The 20,150-nt window shown below is 60.5% G+C and carries 19 protein-coding genes and 1 tRNA gene; 6 read left to right on the top strand and 14 right to left on the bottom strand.

Going from position 1 to position 20,150, the window contains the following annotated elements:
• Window positions 1-22 precede the first annotated feature (22 nt).
• Window positions 23-1,099 carry a metal-dependent hydrolase gene (locus tag K328_RS0111865; RefSeq protein ID WP_051284823.1) on the top strand — a complete coding sequence of 359 codons (1,077 nt, stop codon included), beginning with the start codon at window positions 23-25 and terminating at the stop codon, window positions 1,097-1,099.
• Window positions 1,100-1,218: 119 nt separating this feature from the next.
• Here K328_RS0111865 and xth read toward each other — a convergent pair whose 3' ends face one another.
• Both xth and K328_RS0111875 read right to left on the bottom strand, forming a co-directional pair.
• A complete protein-coding gene (gene xth / locus K328_RS0111870; protein ID WP_028466161.1) occupies window positions 1,219-2,007 on the bottom strand; it encodes an exodeoxyribonuclease III in 789 nt (262 codons plus the stop codon).
• A 31-nt stretch (window positions 2,008-2,038) separates the two neighbouring features.
• On the bottom strand, window positions 2,039-2,827 hold the full coding sequence (locus tag K328_RS0111875) for a gamma-glutamyl-gamma-aminobutyrate hydrolase family protein (protein WP_036553946.1): 789 nt from the start codon (window positions 2,825-2,827) through the stop codon (window positions 2,039-2,041).
• Between the two features lie 135 nt (window positions 2,828-2,962).
• Between K328_RS0111875 and K328_RS0111880 the strand changes: the two genes are divergently transcribed.
• Together K328_RS0111880 and K328_RS0111885 are read left to right on the top strand one after the other, a co-directional pair.
• Window positions 2,963-3,694: a sterol desaturase family protein gene (locus tag K328_RS0111880; RefSeq protein ID WP_245577504.1), complete on the top strand. Its 732-nt coding sequence runs from the start codon at window positions 2,963-2,965 to the stop codon at window positions 3,692-3,694.
• A gap of 85 nt (window positions 3,695-3,779) precedes the next feature.
• Complete coding sequence (locus K328_RS0111885) at window positions 3,780-4,310, top strand: DUF805 domain-containing protein (protein WP_028466164.1); 531 nt, start codon at window positions 3,780-3,782, stop codon at window positions 4,308-4,310.
• A gap of 5 nt (window positions 4,311-4,315) precedes the next feature.
• On the opposite strand, the gene K328_RS0111890 is transcribed toward K328_RS0111885, so the two are convergent.
• From K328_RS0111890 to K328_RS0111910, 5 genes are all read right to left on the bottom strand, one after another.
• Window positions 4,316-4,939: a LolA family protein gene (locus tag K328_RS0111890; protein ID WP_028466165.1), complete on the bottom strand. Its 624-nt coding sequence runs from the start codon at window positions 4,937-4,939 to the stop codon at window positions 4,316-4,318.
• Between the two features lie 133 nt (window positions 4,940-5,072).
• Window positions 5,073-7,523, bottom strand: a complete 2,451-nt coding sequence (locus K328_RS23730; RefSeq protein ID WP_036553950.1) for a DNA translocase FtsK — start codon at window positions 7,521-7,523, stop codon at window positions 5,073-5,075.
• 32 nt (window positions 7,524-7,555) lie between these two features.
• Entirely contained in the window at window positions 7,556-8,746 is a 1,191-nt protein-coding gene (locus K328_RS0111900) for an aminotransferase class I/II-fold pyridoxal phosphate-dependent enzyme (RefSeq protein ID WP_028466166.1), read from the bottom strand.
• Between the two features lie 218 nt (window positions 8,747-8,964).
• On the bottom strand, window positions 8,965-10,293 hold the full coding sequence (locus tag K328_RS0111905) for an ammonium transporter (RefSeq protein ID WP_028466167.1): 1,329 nt from the start codon (window positions 10,291-10,293) through the stop codon (window positions 8,965-8,967).
• A 12-nt stretch (window positions 10,294-10,305) separates the two neighbouring features.
• Entirely contained in the window at window positions 10,306-10,644 is a 339-nt protein-coding gene (locus K328_RS0111910) for a P-II family nitrogen regulator (RefSeq protein WP_028466168.1), read from the bottom strand.
• 354 nt (window positions 10,645-10,998) lie between these two features.
• Between K328_RS0111910 and K328_RS0111920 the strand changes: the two genes are divergently transcribed.
• Window positions 10,999-12,231, top strand: coding sequence for a UbiH/UbiF/VisC/COQ6 family ubiquinone biosynthesis hydroxylase (locus tag K328_RS0111920; protein ID WP_028466169.1), 1,233 nt, complete (start codon window positions 10,999-11,001; stop codon window positions 12,229-12,231).
• Window positions 12,232-12,242: 11 nt separating this feature from the next.
• Here K328_RS0111920 and K328_RS0111925 read toward each other — a convergent pair whose 3' ends face one another.
• From K328_RS0111925 to K328_RS0111945, 5 genes are all read right to left on the bottom strand, one after another.
• Window positions 12,243-12,617 (bottom strand): gamma-butyrobetaine hydroxylase family protein, encoded by a 375-nt coding sequence (locus tag K328_RS0111925; RefSeq protein WP_028466170.1) that lies wholly within the window; start codon window positions 12,615-12,617, stop codon window positions 12,243-12,245.
• A complete protein-coding gene (locus tag K328_RS23735) occupies window positions 12,614-12,886 on the bottom strand; it encodes a Trm112 family protein (protein ID WP_051284824.1) in 273 nt (90 codons plus the stop codon). The genes K328_RS0111925 and K328_RS23735 overlap by 4 nt, the downstream gene beginning before the upstream one ends.
• Window positions 12,873-13,529 (bottom strand): LON peptidase substrate-binding domain-containing protein, encoded by a 657-nt coding sequence (locus tag K328_RS0111935; protein WP_028466171.1) that lies wholly within the window; start codon window positions 13,527-13,529, stop codon window positions 12,873-12,875. The genes K328_RS23735 and K328_RS0111935 overlap by 14 nt, the downstream gene beginning before the upstream one ends.
• Before the next feature lie 38 nt (window positions 13,530-13,567).
• Window positions 13,568-14,473 (bottom strand): thioredoxin, encoded by a 906-nt coding sequence (gene trxA / locus K328_RS0111940; RefSeq protein WP_028466172.1) that lies wholly within the window; start codon window positions 14,471-14,473, stop codon window positions 13,568-13,570.
• Between the two features lie 90 nt (window positions 14,474-14,563).
• A complete protein-coding gene (locus K328_RS0111945) occupies window positions 14,564-15,103 on the bottom strand; it encodes a prolyl-tRNA synthetase associated domain-containing protein (protein ID WP_028466173.1) in 540 nt (179 codons plus the stop codon).
• Between the two features lie 212 nt (window positions 15,104-15,315).
• On the opposite strand from K328_RS0111945, the gene K328_RS0111950 reads away from it, so the two are divergent.
• A tRNA-Gly gene (locus tag K328_RS0111950) sits at window positions 15,316-15,390 on the top strand.
• Window positions 15,391-15,432: 42 nt separating this feature from the next.
• Here the strand turns inward: K328_RS0111950 and K328_RS0111955 are convergent.
• Entirely contained in the window at window positions 15,433-16,338 is a 906-nt protein-coding gene (locus K328_RS0111955; RefSeq protein ID WP_205620653.1) for a DMT family transporter, read from the bottom strand.
• A 184-nt stretch (window positions 16,339-16,522) separates the two neighbouring features.
• Between K328_RS0111955 and K328_RS0111960 the strand changes: the two genes are divergently transcribed.
• Window positions 16,523-16,759 carry an HP1242/YdcH family protein gene (locus tag K328_RS0111960; protein WP_028466175.1) on the top strand — a complete coding sequence of 79 codons (237 nt, stop codon included), beginning with the start codon at window positions 16,523-16,525 and terminating at the stop codon, window positions 16,757-16,759.
• Window positions 16,760-16,764: 5 nt separating this feature from the next.
• Here K328_RS0111960 and K328_RS25820 read toward each other — a convergent pair whose 3' ends face one another.
• Window positions 16,765-20,055 (bottom strand): response regulator, encoded by a 3,291-nt coding sequence (locus K328_RS25820; RefSeq protein WP_084608260.1) that lies wholly within the window; start codon window positions 20,053-20,055, stop codon window positions 16,765-16,767.
• Window positions 20,056-20,150: the final 95 nt, after the last annotated feature.

Below are 20,150 nucleotides of genomic sequence, written 5' to 3' on the forward strand. Positions count from 1 at the left end.
GCGGGGCTTCCCTTTGGACTCAATGACCCAGATCGTGCTCGGCGCAGCAGTATCCGTCGCCGTTGCCGGCCGCCGCATCGGCCCCCGCAAAGCAGCCTTGCTCGGCGCCGGGCTGGGCACCCTGCCTGATCTCGATGTGCTGGTTCGCCATGGAGACGCAGTGAGCGACTTCATCCTGCATCGAGGCTGGAGCCATTCCCTGCTGGTTCATGCCGCGCTTACACCGCTAATCGCCGAGGGAGCGATGCGGGTCTTCAACGGTCTTCGGGAGCACCGCATCACGGCCTATCTGACCGTGTTCCTCTGCCTTGCCACCCATGCGTTGCTCGATGCAATGACGGTCTATGGCACCCGGCTGCTCTGGCCGCTGGATGACACGCCCTTCGGCATCGGCTCCATCTTCATCATCGACCCGCTCTATACCCTGCCGCTTGCGATTGCCGCCGTGTGGGCGGTGCTGCGACGCAACTGGTCGGCAAAGGTCGGACGAGTCACCGAAGTGGCTCTCGCCCTGTCGACCCTTTATCTCGGCTGGTCTCTGGTGGCGCAGCAGATCGCTGACGGCAAAGCCCGGACTGCACTGGCGGAAGCGGGGCTCAAGGCGGACAAGCTGCTGGCGACGCCGATGCCTTTCAACACCCTGTTCTGGCGCACCATCGCCATCGACGACAGCCGCTACTACAACGTCTATCAGCCGCTTCTGGCCGGCACGGACGCGGTCCGTATCCATATTCACCCTCGCCTGGCAGGGAATGGCCCCTGTCTCGACACGATCCCGAGCGGTGCCGCCGTGGCCGCCTTCTCGAAGGGCTATTACCGCACCTTTACTGACGAAGAAGGACTCCGGATTGCCGATCTGAGGATGGGTGTAACGCCGAGTTTCGTGTTCGATTTTCGCGTCGCGGCCCCGGAAGGGGACCGCTGGAAGGCCATTATGCCGGAACGGGTCCGCAATGCCCGGTCAGCACCCGGCGATATCGCCTGGCTGTTCGACGGCATTTCCGGCGGCGACATGATCCGTCCGGCGGAAGCGGCAAGTATCCATGATCCAGCCGCACCCCTGCTGGCCGCCCTGCCGGAAACGCAAAGCTGCGGGTGAGTTCACTATAGGTCCGTCATCCTCGCGTAAGCGGGGACCCGGGGGAAGACGGGCGTGGTTCGATGATCGCTGGGTTCCCTCTTTCGAGGGAATGACGGCTATCGGGGAGGCTTCGAGCGTCAATCCAGATCGACGATCACCGGCGCATGGTCAGACGGCTTCTCGACGCCACGCATTGATTTCACCACGGCGGCCGATTTCAGCCGGCTTTTCAACGGTTCCGTCACCCAGACATGGTCGAGACGGCGGCCCTTGTCGGCCAGCTCCCAGTTCTTCGAACGATAACTCCACCAGGAATAGAGCTTTTCCGTTTCGGGAACGAAATGGCGAACCGCATCGACCCAACCGAGCCCGGTCTGCAACTTGTCCAGCTCCTCGACCTCGATCGGGGTATGGCTGACCACTTTCAGAAGCTGCTTGTGGGACCAGACATCATGTTCCAGCGGCGCGATATTGAGATCGCCGACCAGCACCATCGGATCGCTGCTCTTGCGCTCTGCCCCGAACCAGTTCTGCATTTCGGCCAGAAAATCGAGCTTGTGGGCGAACTTGTCGTTCACCGCCGGGTCCGGCTCGTCGCCGCCGGCCGGAACATAGAAATTATGTACCTCGAGGCCGCCATCGAGTTTCACCGCGAGATGCCGGCAGTCGGTCTTGCCGCACCAGTCACGCTGGCCCTCATCGGTGAACGGCACGCGGGAGATCACGGCAACGCCGTTGTAGCTCTTCATGCCGCGGATCGCTTGGTGGACATACCCCGCGTCTTTCAGCGCCTCAGCCGGGAAGGTCTTGTCCTCGGTCTTGGTCTCCTGCAGGCAGAGCACATCCGGTGCCTGCTCCTGAAGAAAGGCCAGCACCGTCGGCAGGCGCAGGCGCACGGAATTGATGTTCCAGGTGGCAATCCGCATCACTCTGTCTCTCGGTTCGGATAAATAAGGATTATTCGGCCGCAGTCGCGAGGCCGAGGCGGGCACTCAGATGGGCCCGGCAAGCACCTCCGAAAGCCTCGAAGATTTTCTTGTTCAGACCCTCGATCGGGACCGGCCATTCCGGATGCCACTGCACGCCGAGCACGAACGCCTTGGCCCCGGGGACGCTGATCGCCTCGACGATCCCGTCCGGTGCCGTCGCTTCCACCACCACGCCCTCGCCAGGCTTGTCGATGCCCTGGGCATGCAGGGAGTTCACAAGCGCGGTGTCGGCCCCGGCGATGCGGGCAAGCTGACCGCCTTCAGTCATGCGGATTTCATGGGCCGGGCGGTATTTCCGGTCAAAGTCGACATCACGGCGCATGCGGTGGTCGAACCGGTCTTCCAGATCGAAGATGCGCTGGTGCAGGGTGCCGCCGAGGGCGACATTCAATTCCTGGATACCCCGGCAGATCCCGAGCACCGGCACTCCCGCCTCAATCGCCTTGCGAATCAGCGGCAGGGTAACGCCGTCGCGGCGCGGATCGTGCTGGGTGCCCTCGACGCTGTCGGGGCCTTTGAAATGATGCGGCTCCACATTGGAAGGGCTGCCGGTCAACAGCAACCCGTCGAGATGGGCAACCAGACTGTCCAGATCCAGCGCGCCCGCTTCCAGCGCCGGGATAATCATCGGCAGACCGCCGGTGGGCGTCGGCACGCAGGTCACGTACTTTTCGGAGACTTTCTGCGTCGAATGGTCGTCCCCCTGCAGATGACAGGCGGTAACACCGATCAGGGGCAGGCTCGGGACGGACAGCATCAAAAGCTCCTTGGTTCATGACTGGTAACGCCCGGATCTCCGGGCTGTGAGGGCGCGCAACTGGCGGCGCCGGAATTCAGCTGCCATATTCGCTCCATGAACGACGCCACGCAACAGCTACTGCAGCATAAGGGCGTGTTGATCCTTGCATGGATTGCGCTGCTCTTCGCCGCCGAACGATGGCTTCCCGCCGCACCGCGCCGGGGCGGTTGGACCCGCGTGATCCGAAATGCCGTGCTCTGGCTCATGAACAGCGCCCTCTCGCCATTGATCGTCATCCCGGTCTCGCTCTGGGCCGCCAACCATGCGCTCGGCTGGCGTCCAGACTGGCTCGGAGGCGGTATGGGCCTGATCGTGGACGTCCTACTACTCGATATGCTGATTTACTGGTGGCACCGGTTGAACCACGAAATCCCGTTCCTCTGGCGCTTTCACGAGGTTCACCATCTGGACGAATTCCTCGACGTCAGCTCCGCCGTGCGCTTTCACTTCGGCGAAGTGCTGCTGAGTGCCGGGGCAAGGGCCGCGGTCATCATATTGCTTGGCATTCCCTTGACCTCGGTCATCGTCTTCGAGACCCTGGTGATCCTTTCCGCCCTGTTCCACCACTCGAACCTGAGGCTCGGCGAACGGCTCGAAGCCGCACTCGCCCACGTCATCGTCACCCCGTCGATCCACTGGATCCATCACCACGCGATCCGCAAGGACACGGATTCGAACTACGCCACGATTTTCAGCTGGTGGGATCTGGTGTTTCGCTCACGAAGTGCAACGCTTCGAACGCCGGAGATGAAGATTGGGGTAGAAGGGCGGCACGACGAGGAGACGCTTCCGTTACTAGCCCGTCCATTTTCTCGCGAAAAGTAGATTCGCAAAGACGTTGCCGCCACTATGTATTCCTCATAGTTTGTTGCTGTCTACTGACCGCAAAGATCTGTTTCGGTAAATTCGAATGAGCACAAAACAGACACCGGGTGTCTTCGAAACACTCAGTGAGGCCGGTCATGCTGTTATCGAAGAGCCTGCCGTTGTTGCGCTTACCATTGCTATCTGGTGCGTGGTTCACTCAGTTTTTGTCTATGCCATTCGGACGAAGCGCACACTGGATCGCCAAGCCTTCCTCACCCGTTCGGTTACAGCGTCTGTAATCGGCTTCGCGTTTTCCACGACAATCGTGAACATTGTCTCCGCTGATGATATTAAGGCGCACCCTCTGTGGATGTTCTTGTCGCTGTTCATGATCTGGCAGACCTACCTGATCTATCTGGGAATCCAGCGTACAAATCGTATCGGCATTTCAAAATGGTGGAACCTGCTGATATCGATTCCAGCTACAAATAACATATTCTATTTATTGGTTATTTTCTTCTGGAGAGATAAAGAAAAAACTGACGATCACAGCGCGCAGGCGCCTGTTTGCCCTGAAATTCCATCAACAGAAGTGGGTGTGACAGAAATACCAAGTCAAAAACTGGCTAACTGACCACTCTATTTATCGACGAAGGTATCGCCCTCGAAATCCCGGGGCTTGAACAGATCGTCCTTCAGCACCATCCCGCGCCGGGTTTCCAGCAGCGCCACCTTCACCTCAACACCCTGGGCGTCGGTGATCGTCCATTGCCGCAGGGCAAGCGGCGCGTCCGAGAACACCATCTGCACCATGCCTGCTTCGGGATCGTCGCGCATCCGCATCAGCAGGCGGATGACGCCGGGATTGCGGGCGACGTCTAGCACCTCGAGATCGGTTTTGAAATCCACCGGGTCCTCGACCAGGACCGAAAGCGGCGTGCTGCCGAGGGGAACGTGCGTCGTCTGTTCCAGCTCGTTGTCCTGGAACACCAGCCAGGTGCCGTCCGAGACCAAGAGGATGGGTGACGGCGCGTCATACTCGAACCGCATCAGGCCGGGCCGCTTCAGGGAGAGAATGCCCTGTGCCGTCGCGCCCGTGCTGGCAACCTGCAGGAAGCGAGCCTGCAGGGTGGTGATGCCGTTGAAATAGGCCTCGATCTGCTTCAGCGCCTTCTTGTCGTCCGCGCTGAGCGGCGCTGCTTTCGCGGCAAGCGGGAGGGCCAGGAACAGGATGGCGGCAAAGGCGGCGATCAGCTTTTTCATAAAACCTGAAATGGCAGGCGTTCGCCCCGCTTGCAAGCGGCAATTCCAAGGCAGAGTGCACGATCCAGTCAAATCACGCCGCCATCCCGGCTCTCCGGCCGGGACGACGAATTTGGGTAGAGGGGAATGGTCCCTACTCTTCCTCGTTCGGATTGCGGACCAGCACCTCGCGTTTGCCGACATGGTTCGCCTGGCTGACTACGCCTTCGCTTTCCATCCGCTCGATCAGCGTGGCTGCACGGTTGTAGCCGATCTTCAGGTGGCGCTGGATGAAGCTGGTCGAGGCCCGGCGTTCGCGGGCAACGATGGCGATGGCCTGATCGTATAGCGCGTCGCCACTGTCCGTGTTGCCGCCGGAGAGGCCCGAGAGATCGCCGAACCCGCCGTCTCCGCCGCCTTCACCGTCATCCTCGGTGATAGTGTCGTTATATTCCGGCTCGCCCTGCGCACGCAGGTGGCGGACCACATCCTCGACTTCCTCGTCACTGACGAACGGGCCATGCACGCGGGTCACCCGGCCGCCGCCGGCCATGTAGAGCATGTCGCCCTGGCCGAGGAGCTGTTCGGCGCCCTGCTCGCCCAGAATGGTGCGGCTGTCGATCTTGGAGGTGACCTGGAAACTGATCCGGGTCGGGAAGTTGGCCTTGATGGTACCGGTGATGACGTCAACCGACGGGCGCTGGGTGGCCATGATCACATGGATACCGGCGGCACGGGCCATCTGGGCCAGGCGCTGGACGGCACCTTCGATATCCTTGCCGGCGACCAGCATCAGGTCCGCGACCTCGTCGATCACCACGACGATATAGGGCAGCGCAGTCAGGTCGAGGGGTTCTTCCTCGAACACCGGCTTTCCCGTTTCGCTATCGAAACCAGTCTGCACCCGGCGCTTCAGCACTTCGCCCTTCTTGCGGGCTTCGGCGAGGCGCGCGTTGTAGCCGTCGATATTGCGGACCCCGAGCTTGGACATGGCGCGGTAGCGGCTTTCCATCTCCCGCACGGTCCATTTCAGCGCCACCACCGCCTTGTTCGGATCGGTGACGACCGGCGAGAGCAAATGCGGAATGCCGTCATAAATGGAGAGTTCCAGCATCTTCGGATCGATCATGATCATCCGGCAGCTTTCCGGCGAATGCCGGTACAGCAGGGACAGGATCATGGTGTTGACCGCGACCGACTTACCGGACCCGGTGGTCCCGGCGATCAGCAGATGGGGCATGCGGGCCAGATCGACCACCACCGGCGTGCCGCCGATATCCTTGCCGAGCGCGATGCCGAGCTTGGCGCCGGAGCGCTCGTAGGGGTCGGATTCGAGGATTTCACGCAAGTAAACCGTGTCCCGGCGCGCGTTCGGCAGCTCGATGCCGATCACGTTGCGGCCCGGCACCACGGCGACGCGGACGGAGACCGCGCTCATGGAGCGGGCGATATCGTCGGACAGGCCAATGACGCGGGAGGATTTGGTGCCCGGCGCCGGCTCAAGCTCATAAAGCGTGACCACCGGACCGTGCCGGATCTTGCCGATCTCGCCCTTCACGCCGAAATCGGCGAGGACGGATTCGAGCATCCGGGCGTTTTCCTGCAGTGCTTGCGGCGGCGGTCCGGCCATGCCTTCGGCCGCTTCGGTCAGCAGATCCATGGCCGGCAGCTCGTAGTCACCTGCCTGGGCAAGATCGAAACTGGTCTGCTCCACCTTCGCGGGCTTTGCCGTTTTCGCCCTGGCCGACGCCGGGGCGGCATCGGGCGTTGCTTTCAGAACCGGCGCCGCTGTTTCCACTTCAGGTGCCCGTCTCGGTTTCGCCGAGAGCCGCGGTTTCTCGTCCAGCGCCTTGCCGGACAAGGACGGCTCCTTGCGGCCAACGGAGTCGAAACTCTTGCGGGCGAGACTTGCCGTGGCTTCAAAACCGGAACCCAGGGCGCGGCCACCGAGGGCGCCACCCTTTGCCCCAAGCGCTGCCGCCGTGCCAACACCACGGCCCGCACCGCGCGCCAGAGACAGCCATTCACTCCAGGAGGCCCCGAAGGTCCAGAGCAACAGGGAGACAGCGGCCAGACCCGAGACAAAACCAATCCAGGCGGCATCCAGTGCCGCCAGCAGGCCGAGCGCGGAAATCTTGGTCAGGGCCAATGTGCCGATCGCACCACCGAGACCGGCCCGAAGCGGCCAGCTTTCCGGAACAGGCAGCACGGCAAGCGCGAGGCAGCCTGCGATCAGCGCCACCGGCAGCAGCGCGATGCGCAGGGCCACGCGTTCGATCGGCCGGTGGGCAAGCAGGCGCCAGCCCCAGATAGCGAAGAGCAGCACAGGCACGGCGCTCACCAGACCGATGGTCTGCACCATGATATCGGCGACAAGCGCGCCGACCGGGCCGAGCAGGTTAGCGGCACTGCCGGAGCCGGCGGCGTTCAGGGATGGGTCTCCCGGCATATAGCTCAGCAGCAGCGCGGCCCCGAGACCGGCGGTCAGGATCAGTGCAAGGCCGGAAAGCTCGGCAGCACGGCGGCGCAGGTAAAGACGGGCGCTCTCGGGCAAAAATCCCCCGCCCGCGGACCCGTTACCGGCAGTTTTCGTCGATGCGCTCATGCTCTTGCTTCTCCCCCGTATCACCGGCCGCCTCAGAAATAAGGCGCAATCCGGCGCAGGCCTTCTTCGGTTGTCGCAGCATCATAGACAAGGGCGATACGGACATAGGGATCACCCGGATTGACGCCGTCGGCATCTTCTCGCGCCATCAGACCCACCGGCACGATCTTCACCGCCTGCTCGCGCCAGATCTGCTTTGTCAGGGCTTCTGCGTCGTCGGCCGGCATGCAGACAAAGAATCCGGCCTCCGCTTCGTGATAGCCCTTCTTGTTGCCCAGTACCTGCGTGGCGATGCGCCAGTTCTCGGCGTAATGCGCCCGGTTGGCCTCGACATGGGCCTCGTCTTTCCAAAGCGCGGTGGCGGCATGCTGGATCGGCAACGGCGTCGAGGCACTGCCAAACATGATGTACTCGCCATACCGGCCGACCAGTTCCGGATCACCCGCCATGAAGCCCGAGCGCAGCCCGGGACCGCTGGATCGTTTCGATAACGAATGCAAAACCACAATGTTGTGCAGGCTGTCCCCGAGAGCGGCTGCCGCTTGCAGCCCGCCCACCGGCGGATCACCGCGGTAAATCTCCGCATAGCATTCGTCCACCGCCAGCATGAAGTCATACTCACGCGCCAGTTCGATCGCCCGTTTCAGGTAATCGAGCGATGCCACGCGGCCTTGCGGGTTCGTCGGCGTACAGAGAAAGCAAAGCGCCGTCCGTTCCAGGATCTCCGGCGCGATATCGTCCAGCTTCGGCAGGAAGCCGTTTTCCGGCGTTGCGTTCATGTAGACCGGCTCGGCCCGGCCGAGCATGGCCGCCCCGCGATAGGAATGATAAAGCGGGTTCGGCATCAGGATGACCGGCTGCTGCCCTTTCTTTCGCTCTGGCACGGCGAGAAAGCCGAGCTGGTAGAGTGCTTCTCGGGTACCGGAGATGGACGTCACGTGACGTTCGGGATCGAGAAATCCGGACGGCAAGCCGTAGCGGCTGTCGAGCCAGCCCGTCACCGCGTCCCGGAAGGCAGGATCGCCCTTCGGCGGCGGATATTTGTTCCAGAGATGGCCGCTCGCAGCGATAGCTTCATTGACGAATGCGGGCGGCTGAATCTGCGGCTCGCCAACAGAAAGCATAATCGGGCGCTTGCCCGCAGCCGGCTCAATGCCGTCCAGCATCTTGTTCAGGCGCGCAAAGGTGTAGTCGCTAAGCGGTTGAAGCGCCGGGTTTATCATCGGTTTTGCCCTATCCGCCCGGATTTCCGGCGCGAACTATCCCTGGTTAAATTCGATTCTATAATAGAAGCCGGATAGTTATGGGGCAACTTTAATGCAAAACCTCACAATTTTGCAGGTTCGCGCATGATGTTTTGAAAATCACATAAAATGTTGCTTTAAATAAAGAAAAGGCCCGGATGTCGCCATCCGGGCCCGTTCAGAAAGTTTTTCTCGGATTAGACCCGGCCGGAGCCGCCGCCGAATTCCGGATAGGCCTCAAGACCGCACTCGGCTCGGTCCAGACCGAGGAATTCTTCTTCCTCGCTGGCCCGCAGACCGATGGTCAGCTTCAGGACACCCCAGACAACAGCGCTGGTGATCAGGACGAAGGCGCCAATGGCGACAATGCCGATGATCTGGGTGGTGAAGCTGGCATCACCGTTCGACAGGACCACCGCGATGGTGCCCCAGATGCCGCAGATCAGGTGAACCGGGATCGCACCGACCACGTCGTCGATCTTCAGCTTGTCGAGAAGCGGAACGGCGACGACGATGAGGATACCGCCAATGCCACCAACCAGCACCGCAGTACCGATGCTCGGGGCAAGCGGCTCGGCAGTGATGGAGACCAGACCGCCGAGGGCACCGTTGAGCGCCATGGTCAGGTCGAGCTTCTTGTAGATGATCTGGTTCAGGATCACCGCGGCGACAACACCGGCCGCAGCGGCCATGTTGGTGTTGACGTAGATGGTCGCGATGTCGCGAACGTCAGCGGCAGAGCCCATGGCGAGCTGGGAGCCGCCATTGAAGCCGAACCAGCCGAGCCACAGGATGAACGTGCCCAGCGTTGCCAGCGGCAGGTTCGAACCCGGCATCGGATGAACGGAACCGTCACTGCCGAACTTACCGGTACGCGCGCCGATGATGATGGCGCCGGCAAGAGCCGCCCAGCCACCAACCGAGTGCACGATCGTGGAGCCGGCAAAGTCGGAGAAGCCCATTTCACTGAGCCAGCCGCCGCCCCAGGTCCAGGAACCCTGGATCGGGTAGATGATCCCGGTCAGCAGAACCGTGAAGATCAGGAACGGGAACACTTTCACGCGCTCGGCAACCGTGCCGGACACGATGGAAGCGGTCGCTGCCACGAACACCATCTGGAAGAACCAGTCGGAGGACGCTGCATAGCCGGAGCCGTCGCCGGTGAAACCGTCGGCGGTGATGACATCGTCAGAACCGGACCAGATCGCGAAGGATCCCATGAAGCCGGAGACGTCCATGTACATCAGGTTGTAACCGACGAGCCAGTAGAGCAGGCCGGCGACAGAGTAGAGGGTGATGTTCTTGGCACACTGCATCGTCGTGTTCTTGGTACGGACGAGGCCCGCTTCAAGCATGCAGAAACCGGCCGCCATCCACATCACGAGGAACCCGTGCATCAGGAAAGACAGCGTGTTGAAGATGAAGGCCGTCTCTGGGTCGACGGCCGCTGAAGCGGTCTTCGTCAGCGCGATCGTTACCGACGCGGTGACGGCCGTCAGAACGGAAAAGCCGAAAAATTTTCTCATCTGATGAGCTCCTTAAAGCGCGTCGTTGCCGGTCTCGCCGGTGCGGATCCGGACGGCTTGGGAGACATCCAGCACGAAAACCTTACCGTCACCGATGCGACCGGTATTCGCTGCTTTCTGGATGGCTTCCACCACCTGTTCCGCCAAGTCGTCCGGCACCGCCACTTCGACTTTGACCTTTGGAAGGAAATTTACGGCGTACTCCGCGCCTCGATAAATTTCGGTTTGTCCCTTCTGCCGTCCGAAGCCCTTGACCTCGCTAACCGTCAGCCCCTGGATCCCCAGGGCGGTCAGCGATTCGCGGACTTCGTCAAGCTTGAAGGGCTTTACGATTGCCATGATCAGTTTCATGCCGCCCAACCTTTTTCTGTTGTGCTTTTCCGGCGCCCTGAAATCAGGACAGCCGGAGTACCTGCTCAGCGCAGATCGGCGAATTCATTACAAAATGCGGGCCAAGATTGAATTATTTCAAATTTTCCTGCTAAATCAAAAAGTTATACTTTGATTTCAAGAATCGGCACTTCCCCAGCGCCTAAATGATATGCACATTTTTTAGGCACAGGAGAGGTCGTGATGCTATTTTAAGCACTGGAAAAAGGGCATTTTCATCTGTTGCGCGAACGCTTGTTCCGCGCGCTGGGCGCTGTATCTTGCCTATGAGGAACAGGCGCCGAGACCGGGCGCCAAGGTAAGGGACCAAAGAGCGTGAAAGACATTCTCTGCGATGCGCTGATCATTGGCGGCGGCCTGTCCGGCATCTCCACAGCCTTGGCGCTGGATGCCACCGGACTGTCGGTCACCGTGATCGATCGGGTACCCGTAGAGACGCATGTCGCGGCCGGGCATGACGGCCGGACAACCGCAATTTCCCAAAGCAGCAAGCGGATGCTGGTTCGGCTCGGAGTCTGGGGCGCCCTGCCGGAAGCCCCTTGCGCGATCGAGGATATACGCGTCCGGGAAGGCGGATCGCCGCTCTTCCTGCAATTCGATCACGAAGATGCCGGCCCGGACCCGATGGGCTTCATCCTCGATAACGGCTCACTGAAGGCCGGCCTTTACCGCGCTGCCGCCACCCGCCCCGGTATCCGGATTGTCTCGCCGGCATCCGTTGAGCGGCTGGAGCGGAATGGCGAGGCAGCAACGGCCATTCTTGCGGACGGACGCCGCATCACCGCACAGCTCGCTGTTGCCGCAGACGGGCGCGGCTCCCCAACCCGTCGAGCGGCCGGGTTGCGCATAACCGAGCTGTCCTACGATCAGACCGCGATTACCTGCACGGTGACGCACGAGCGGCCGCACGATCATGTCGCCTTTGAACACTTCCGTCCCGCCGGCCCCTTCGCGATGCTGCCTCTGAACGACGCGGCGGACGGCACGCACCAATCCTGTCTGGTCTGGAGCGAGCGCACCGGCGCAGCGAATGCCCTCATGGGACTCACTGACGGCGAATTCGATCTGGAAATGCAGAGAGCATTCGGAGAAACCCTCGGACGGCTTCGCGTCACGGGCAAGCGCTGGGCCTATCCGCTCGGCCTGATCCATGCCGAGCGCTATATCGACCGGCGGCTGGTACTGGTTGGGGACGCCGCTCACGGCATCCATCCGATTGCAGGCCAGGGCTTCAATCTCGGACTGCGCGATATCGCGGCGCTCGCCGACACGATCGAGGATGCGCGCCGCATCGGGCTGGATTTCGGCTCGGCGCCCGTACTGGAGAAGTATCAGCGCTGGCGGCGCTTCGATGTGATGACGATGATCGCCGCAACGGATGGATTGAACCGCCTGTTCTCGAACGACTCAGCAGGTATCCGGCTGCTGCGCGATGCTGGGCTTGGGCTGGTTCAGCGCATCGGTCCGCTGAAACGGGCCTTTATGCGCGGTGCAATGGGGACGGTCGGCACTCTGCCGCGCCTGATGCAAGACCCCGCGCGGCACTAGAATTCGGGCTTTCAGGGCTCCCGGCTGAGACCGGCCGCTTCGAGTTCGCTGAGATAGCGTTGCCAAATCTGCTCTTTCTCGGAGCCGAGCTTGTGCAGATAACGCCACGTATAGATCCCGGTATCGTGCAGATCGTCGAATTTGATCTTCACCGCGTAATTGCCGACCGCTTCCATGCCCATGATGTTCACGTGGGCACGCCCGGCCACCAGTTTCTTCTGGGACGGTACATGGCCCTGCACTTCTGCCGACGGGCTTTCGACCCTCAGAAGTTCGGCCGGAATGGAGAAGCTTTCACCGGTGCTGAAATCGATCTCCAGGGACTTGTCCGCAGATTGAACGCGGATTTCCGTCGGCCAGATATCGCTCGCGAAGGATTCGCTCATGATTTTTCATCCTGACGCGCGGACAGAGCGGCCCTGCCTTCGGCAACGGGGTCTCCGTCATCATTCAGGTGCCGCGCCTCGTCGGGCAGCATGATCGGCACACCGTCACGGATCGGAAACGCCAGCCCGGCCTGTTCACTCACCAGCTCGGAGCGGGCACGATCATAGACCAGCGGCGCCTTTGTCAACGGACAGACCAGAATCTCCAGCAACTTCGGATCGACTTCCCGCTCCGCGCTGCCGGCCGCAGGTTTCTCAGTGCCGTGCATGGCGATTATCCTTGAGATCATCGTGAAGCGACATCTCTAGCAGGGTGAGCATCGTCTCGCCACGCTCCTGCAACGTCGGCGCCTCAAGCAGGGCCTGCTTCTCGAGGGAACCGAACGGGCAGACCATCGCCAGCGTGGTCAGAAGCTGCCGGTCTTCCGCATTTTCAATGGAATCCCAATCGGCCCGCATGCCGTGCAGCGCGAAATAGTCTTTCAGGCCGCGCATCAGACGATCCCGGTCCAGGGACAGATCGTCCTGGGCTTCAAAATCATCCGCGAAACTGCACCAGTCAGCCACCACCCGGCGATAACCGGAGCGGCATTCCAGTTCCTGCTCCACATGGAAGCGGGCTATTCCGGTCAAGGTGATCATGAAACGACCATCCTCGGTTTCCGAGAAGGACGTGATGCGGCCCACGCACCCGGTACGGTGGAGGCTGGCATCACCCTCCTCTTCCTGCGGCTGGATCATGCCGATCAGCCGGTCGGTGCCGAGCGCATCCTGTGTCATCGCCAGATAGCGCGGCTCAAAAATATTGAGCGGGAGCTTGCCGCCGGGCAGCAACAGAACCCCGGGCAGCGGGAAGACCGGAATGCAGGCAGGCATGTCCTCTAGGCCGGGAGCAAAGGGATTGCGTGTCATGGATTCCGGTGCCTCCTTTCCGATAGATCTCTGTGAACTCAGGAAAACAGAACTGCTGAGAGACGGCGCCGGCCCTGAATGGTTACCGGGTCCGTATGACCGAATGCCTCGAAGAACTTCACCAGTTGCATGCGGGCTTTCTGCTCTTCCCAGTCGCGATCGCGGCGGATGCTTTCGATCAGCGCCTCGACCGCACCTTCGCGGTTGTTCGACGCAAAGCGCGCCATGGCCAGATCGTAGCGGGCCTGGTGGTTGTCCGGATCGGCTTCGATGGCGGCAAGAAGTGCGGCCTCCTCGCCGGCATCCTGGCTTTCGGTCACGAGTTCAAGCGACGCGATCGCAGCATGCACTTCCGGCGCCTTTTTGATCTCGTCCGGCAAATCCGTAATCATCTGCTGCGCCTGCTCAACCTGGCCAACAGCGACCAGAGCACGGATCAGGCCGGCTATGCCGCGCACATTCTCCGGATCGTGCTCAACCACCTGGCTGTAAACTCCACCAGCGCCCTGCGCATCGCCCGCCTCGAGCATCTGGTCCGCAGCATCCAGCGCTTCATCGAGCGGGGATTCGCCCGCGGCGCCACCCGTCAGCCGCTTGACGAATTCGCGGATCTGGCTTTCCGGCAAGGCGCCTTGGAAACCGTCTACAGGTTGCCCCTTGTGGAAGGCGAACACAGCCGGGATCGACTGGACCCGCATCTGCTGTGCGATGGCCTGGTTCTCGTCGATATTGACCTTCACCATGCGCACGGCGCCGGCGGCTTCACGCACAACCTTTTCCAGCATCGGGCCGAGCTGCTTACAGGGGCCGCACCACGGTGCCCAGAAGTCGACGATGACCGGAACGTCCTTAGACGCTTCGACAACATCAGCCATGAAGGTTTGCGTATTGGAGTCCTTGATCAGATCGGCGGAGTCCGGGGCGGCGTTAATAAGGGTTTCCATACCTGTCGTCCGTTCTTTCATATCCGGTAAAGATTGGCCGCGGCCGTCGCTTGGCAAGTCCCCGACCGTTCACAACAGCCGGGACGTCGCTCAGGCCAGAGCCGCGAGGTCGAGAATTTCAGGCTCGTATCCAAGATTCCTGAGGAATGCCACAAGCGAGTCGGGTGAGACCGCGATTGTCATTTCATTGGAGAGCGGGTGGTAATTGAGCGGGTCATACGTCAGCATTTCCTTGTCCAGCACCACCGTGACATCCCGCCCCACGTCATTGAACACGGCATAGGGTGAAACGGCCCCCGGGATCACACCGAGATGCGTCATCAACCGGTCCGGGCTGCCGAAGGACAGACGAGCGCCGCCAAGAGCCGCCCCGAGCTGCTTCAGGTCGATTGGCCGATCCTCCAGCGTCACGACAAGCCACATCTTGCCCTTGCGGTCACGCAGGAACAGGTTCTTGCAATGGCCGCCCGAAAGCTCTCCACGCAGCGCCTTGCTGTCTTCCACGGTGAATAGAGGCGGATGGCGATGCAATTCGTAGCCGAGCTCCAACCCGTCAAGATGGGCGAGCAGTTCATCCGGTGTCCTTGGGCCAGATTGCCCATTGGCGGAGACTGATTCACTCTCGGACATAACGCTCTGCTTCCTCTTATTGCGCGATCGGTACCGCGCCACGGCAAATTCTGGGTTCTGGGATAGCTGGAAAGTGGGTATTTTCCAAGGCTTTCCTAGTGTTTTGACGGTTTGGCGGGGCGCCTGGAAAAAAAATTATTTCGAGGCTTGCAAAGCCAAGAACAGTTTGTATTATCGCGGCCTCTCGACGGCATCACTGAATGCCGATGGATGCGGGCGTAGCTCAGGGGTAGAGCATAACCTTGCCAAGGTTAGGGTCGTGAGTTCGAATCTCATCGCCCGCTCCAATTCCTCCTAGATATGGAGGGTCGAGAAACAAAAAGGCGGCGTCAGCCGCCTTTTTTGCGCGCGCTCCTCCTGGCCAGAAGCGCTTCGCGGTGACTGATATACGCGGTTGAACAGAAAATCACTGCACCGCCGAGCCAAACCCAGACGGTCGGCTCTTCGCCAAACAGCAGATATCCCATCACCGCAATAAGCGGCAGCTTGATGAATTCGAGCGGCTGCAGCTGGGTGATTTCGGCCAGACCGCAGGCCCGGGTCCAGCAAACGTGACCGGCTGTCCCGGCACCCGCCAGACAGAACAGCCAGAGCCAGGTCATCGGATCGGGCCAAGTCCAGACGAACAATGCCGGGACCAGTGAAAGCGGGCTCTGCAGCAACACCATCCAGAGCACGATCGCTTCCGGCCGTTCCGTTGCCGTCAGCTTCTTCACGACCAGCGCCGTGATCGCGATCCCGAATGCGTTGCCAAGCGCAAGCAGCGCACCGATCGACATCGCCTCCATACCGGGCCGCAACACCAGCAGCATGCCGACAAAACCGGCGGCAAGGGCGGCGACGCGGCGGGCCCTGATCACCTCGCCAAGCACCAGAACGGCGCCGATGGTGGCAAACAATGGCGCCGTGAATCCGAGCGCCGTTGCCTCGGCAAGCGGGATCATGGTGATCGCGGCAAACCCCGCTGCCATGGCCACCAGATTGATAACCGCACGCAAACTGTAAAGACTGTATTTGTCCGTTTTCAGCGCCGAAAAGCCGTACCCCATGATCCAGGGAGCCATCAGCACAACGGCGAGAAAATTGCGAAAAAACACGACCTCGAGAACGTGCAAATTCTCCGACGCAAGCCGGATGAAAATTCCCATCGAGGTGAAGAAAACCATCGCCGTGCTCATCAGCAGCGTCGCCTGGACCGGTACCGGCAATCTTGTGAAGGCGGCGAACATGAACATATCAAAGGAGCCTGAGGGCGGAGGGGACCTGGAGACTATCCCGCCCGGAACGTCCTGACCAGCAAGCCGAATTTCATCCGTCACGGTTCGGTTTCATGATCTGGATCAAAGATATGGAAAACATCCTGTGTTCCTGTGATCTCAGGCGATCTTGCGATCATTACTGACTGCCAGGAGGCAAAAAATGTCCCACGTCCCCCACGAGCTCGCGGATGAATTCCCGGATGCGGCCGAGAAGATCCATGACCTGAAACTCAACAACGCCCATTTTGCCAAAATCGCGGACGCATATCATGAAGTGAACCGCGAAATTCACCGGATCGAAGCGGAGATCGAGACCACATCCGATGCTTATGCCGAGGAGCTGAAGAAGAAGCGGCTGGCCCTCAAGGATGAGATTGCGGGCTTCCTGACCGCTTGAGTTTTTCAGCTATCGATGAGATCGCTCTCGAGCAGATCCAGCGCCTGCAGATGGGCCCGGATCTCGCCGAGGGCGGTCCCGATTTCTTGCTCGAACGTCGCTTGAGCAGCTGCGATTGACGGCCCGGAGCCGCCATCCTCACGCAGAGATTTTTCCAGATCGCCGGCTGCCGCACTGAGAGCTGAGAGACCAAGGTTTCCGGCGACCCCCTTCACCTGATGCGCCAGCCTCTCTGCCGCGATATTGTCGCCCGCTGAAAGGTGAGTCCGCAGCATCTCGGCCGATCCTGTGTTCTGCCGGCAGAACTCGTTGAACAACTTCGCCGCGATATCCGGCGCGCCAAGCAACTGCACCATCTTGTCGAAAGGCGCGAATACGCGCGTGGGCTCTTCGGACTGCGGCTGCCGGGCCGACGATAGCGCTATGGCAGCCCTCTCTACTCTGGCGGCAGATAGAGCCTCATAGAGTTTTTCTTCCGAGATCGGCTTGGCGACATGGCCGTTCATGCCTGCGGCCAGACATCGCTCGACCTCCGATGTCATCGCGTGTGCCGTCGCAGCGATAATCGGCAGGTCCACAAACCGGCCATCACTGCGGATCTGCCGGGTTGCCTCAATGCCATCCATCACGGGCATCTGGATATCCATCAGCACTGCATCGAAGCGGTCGGGGTCTGACCCCGTCACCGCCTGCACTGCGGCTTCACCATTCCAGACAAGTTCGACTTCGGCGCCTATTCCGCGCAACACGGCTTCGACAACCTGCTGGTTGATCTGGTTATCCTCGGCGACGAGGATTCGCATCCCCCGAAGGTGCACGGTCGCTGCATCGGCAAGTTCACGATCCACATCCGATGGCTCCTGGTTTTTCCAGAATGCAGTCAGAAGCTGCAACATACGATGTTGTGAAAGTGGCTTCGTGAGAACTGCACTGGCTCCAGCCTCCCGCGCATCCTCGTCGAGTGCTTCTTTATTCGAACCGGTGACCAGTACAATTCTGGGCGCGTCATCATCATCGACGGTCGCCAGGATATCTCTCGTAGCCTGGACACCATCCCCATCGGGCATCATCCAGTCCATGAAGATGACCTTGAACGGCGCGCCTGCGCGGCGGGCCGTGGAAACCGCCGTGATCGCCTCGGCGGCAGAGCCCGCTTCCGCAACCTCCAGCGCCAGCGGCTTGAGCATGCCAGTTATAACCAGCCGGGCTGTCGGATTGTCATCCACAACGAGAACCCGCCAGGCTTCAAAACGCTCCGCGTCCAGCCCGCCTACCCGCTGCGAGAGCAACGATACGGTGAACGGTAGGACCACATGGAATATACTACCTTTGCCCGGTGTGCTTTCAGCCCAGATCCGCCCGCCCATCCGGGTGGCCAGATCCAGGCAAATCGAAAGTCCGAGACCGGTTCCGCCAAACTGGCGGGTGGTCGAGATATCGGCCTGGGCAAACGGCTTGAAGATTTTCTGCTGCTGCTCGGCAGTCATGCCGATACCGGAATCCTCGACCATGAAATGCAACTCGGCGCAATCCTCGCTGAGCTCATGCGGGCGAACCGAGAGTTTGACCAGCCCGGTCTTTGTGAATTTCACCGCATTGCTACAAAGGTTCGTCAGAATCTGGCCTATCCGTAGCGGGTCGCCGAACAAATCAACCGGCATGTCGGGATCGATCTGGATTTCAAACGACAGCCCCTTCTCATCCGCCCGGTCCTTCGCCAGGCCGCCGACCTGTTCGATAACCTCCCTCAAGTCGAAGTCCGTCGCCTCGATCTCGAGCTCGCCGGCTTCAATCTTCGAGAAATCGAGCACGTCATTGATGATCCCCATCAGGATCTGTGACGAGGACACGATCTTCCTGACAAAATCTGACTGGTTCTCATTGAGCTCGGTTCGCTGGAGCAAACGGCTCAAGCCAACAATGCCATTGAGCGGTGTCCGGATCTCGTGGCTCATATTGGCGAGAAATCCGGATTTTGCGCGATTTGCGGCTTCCGCTTCTTCCTGGCGCTGTTTCAATTCGGTGATATCGACTCGAAAAGACAAAAAACCACCATCCGGTGTTCGCGAATCCTGAATACGGATCCAGCGCCCGTCCGGCAGAGCCTGCTCGAATGCCGGCCCTGGCTCAATGAACTGCTGCATCCGGAGGGCAACCCATTCTTCCTCTCGCCCAACAGCCTCGCTTATCTCTCCAGCACTAGCGGCAACACGAATGATATCCTCGTAGAGGGCCCCGGGGATCATGGCCTCTCCCGCGTTGGGGTAGAGTTTCTTGAAGCGTTCGTTACAAATCATCATCCGCATGTCGCGGTCATAGAGAATGAAAGCGCCATTCATGGCATCGAGCGCGATACGCAACTGCCGTTCCGCTTCGGTTGCCTTTTCCTTAGCCTCGACCAGGCCATTTTCCTGCGCCGCGAGAGTCTCAAGATCCCGGCGACGGCGCTCCTGAAAAAGTCCAATCCCGAAAAGCGGTATCGCTATCGCCATGCCGATCAGACTGACGGGCACCCAAACATTCCAGTAGATCGATTCCGGGACAATCCAGCCGCCCTTTGGACGCCCCGCCAGATACCAGCTACCGACCGGCAAATTCACCTGCTGTAGGACAGGCATGTCTTCGAAGATTGCTTCGCTGCCGAAAAACACATCGCCGTTCAGACCGGCCCCGTCACGTCCACGGATCGCGAAATCAAAATCCAGTGAGGCCGGGTCTGCCCCGGCGGCGGCATAAAGTTTTTCTGCATCGATCACGGCCGAGACCAGACCCCAGAAAAACTCGGTGCCGTCCTCATCTTTGGCAAAGACCGGGTATCGCCCGATAATCCCGATGCCGCCCTGAAGAAGAGTCAGCGGCCCGGCGAGCACCAAGTCTCCATTATCGCGGGCGGTGAGCGCAGCAGCGCGCTGTTTCTCGTTCTTTCGATAATCAAGCCCGATCGCGGCTTCATTCCCTTCGAGAGGATAAATATACCGCAGCACGAGACCAGGCGCGGCGCCGATGTTTCGGAGTTGCAGCCTATTTGTGAACAAGCGCTCCGCAATACTGTCGAACCGCTTCTCAGACATATCGGGGTCAGTGGAGATAACAGCGGCGAGACCGCCTACAAGTCTAAGGTTCGCGCCGATCTCGCCTTCAAGGCGTGTCCGGAGCAGATTAAGTTTCTCGGAAACATGGCGCCGCGTTTCAGCAAAATATTTGTCCCGGGCCTCCTCCACGAGAAGAAACCCAACCCCGAGTGTCACTGCAATAGCCATGACGGCCGGGGCCATGGAAATAAATCGACCTCGCATACGCTCTTCCTGACCCAAGGCCGCTTGCGGCCCCCCTCTATTCAGAATTGTCTCCGCTGAAACATGGCCGAACGCCGTTACTATTCCCTTAAGAG

This window comes from Nisaea denitrificans DSM 18348 (genome assembly GCF_000426505.1).
Classification (GTDB): Bacteria; Pseudomonadota; Alphaproteobacteria; order Thalassobaculales; family Thalassobaculaceae; genus Nisaea; species Nisaea denitrificans.

Excerpts from the sequence above, each read along its gene's own strand:
- trxA (WP_028466172.1), bottom strand. The coding sequence starts at position 14,473 with ATGGAAACCCTTATTAACGCCGCCCCGGACTCCGCCGATCTGATCAAG.
- K328_RS0111890 (WP_028466165.1), bottom strand. The coding sequence starts at position 4,939 with ATGAAAAAGCTGATCGCCGCCTTTGCCGCCATCCTGTTCCTGGCCCTC.
- K328_RS0111925 (WP_028466170.1), bottom strand. The coding sequence starts at position 12,617 with ATGAGCGAATCCTTCGCGAGCGATATCTGGCCGACGGAAATCCGCGTT.
- K328_RS25820 (WP_084608260.1), bottom strand. The coding sequence starts at position 20,055 with ATGCGAGGTCGATTTATTTCCATGGCCCCGGCCGTCATGGCTATTGCA.
- K328_RS0111960 (WP_028466175.1), top strand. The coding sequence starts at position 16,523 with ATGTCCCACGTCCCCCACGAGCTCGCGGATGAATTCCCGGATGCGGCC.
- K328_RS0111885 (WP_028466164.1), top strand. The coding sequence starts at position 3,780 with ATGAGCACAAAACAGACACCGGGTGTCTTCGAAACACTCAGTGAGGCC.
- K328_RS0111875 (WP_036553946.1), bottom strand. The coding sequence starts at position 2,827 with ATGCTGTCCGTCCCGAGCCTGCCCCTGATCGGTGTTACCGCCTGTCAT.
- K328_RS0111955 (WP_205620653.1), bottom strand. The coding sequence starts at position 16,338 with ATGTTCATGTTCGCCGCCTTCACAAGATTGCCGGTACCGGTCCAGGCG.
- K328_RS0111945 (WP_028466173.1), bottom strand. The coding sequence starts at position 15,103 with ATGTCCGAGAGTGAATCAGTCTCCGCCAATGGGCAATCTGGCCCAAGG.
- K328_RS23735 (WP_051284824.1), bottom strand. The coding sequence starts at position 12,886 with ATGCACGGCACTGAGAAACCTGCGGCCGGCAGCGCGGAGCGGGAAGTC.
- K328_RS0111865 (WP_051284823.1), top strand. The coding sequence starts at position 23 with ATGACCCAGATCGTGCTCGGCGCAGCAGTATCCGTCGCCGTTGCCGGC.
- K328_RS0111910 (WP_028466168.1), bottom strand. The coding sequence starts at position 10,644 with ATGAAACTGATCATGGCAATCGTAAAGCCCTTCAAGCTTGACGAAGTC.
- K328_RS23730 (WP_036553950.1), bottom strand. The coding sequence starts at position 7,523 with ATGAGCGCATCGACGAAAACTGCCGGTAACGGGTCCGCGGGCGGGGGA.
- K328_RS0111905 (WP_028466167.1), bottom strand. The coding sequence starts at position 10,293 with ATGAGAAAATTTTTCGGCTTTTCCGTTCTGACGGCCGTCACCGCGTCG.
- K328_RS0111935 (WP_028466171.1), bottom strand. The coding sequence starts at position 13,529 with ATGACACGCAATCCCTTTGCTCCCGGCCTAGAGGACATGCCTGCCTGC.
- xth (WP_028466161.1), bottom strand. The coding sequence starts at position 2,007 with ATGCGGATTGCCACCTGGAACATCAATTCCGTGCGCCTGCGCCTGCCG.
- K328_RS0111900 (WP_028466166.1), bottom strand. The coding sequence starts at position 8,746 with ATGATAAACCCGGCGCTTCAACCGCTTAGCGACTACACCTTTGCGCGC.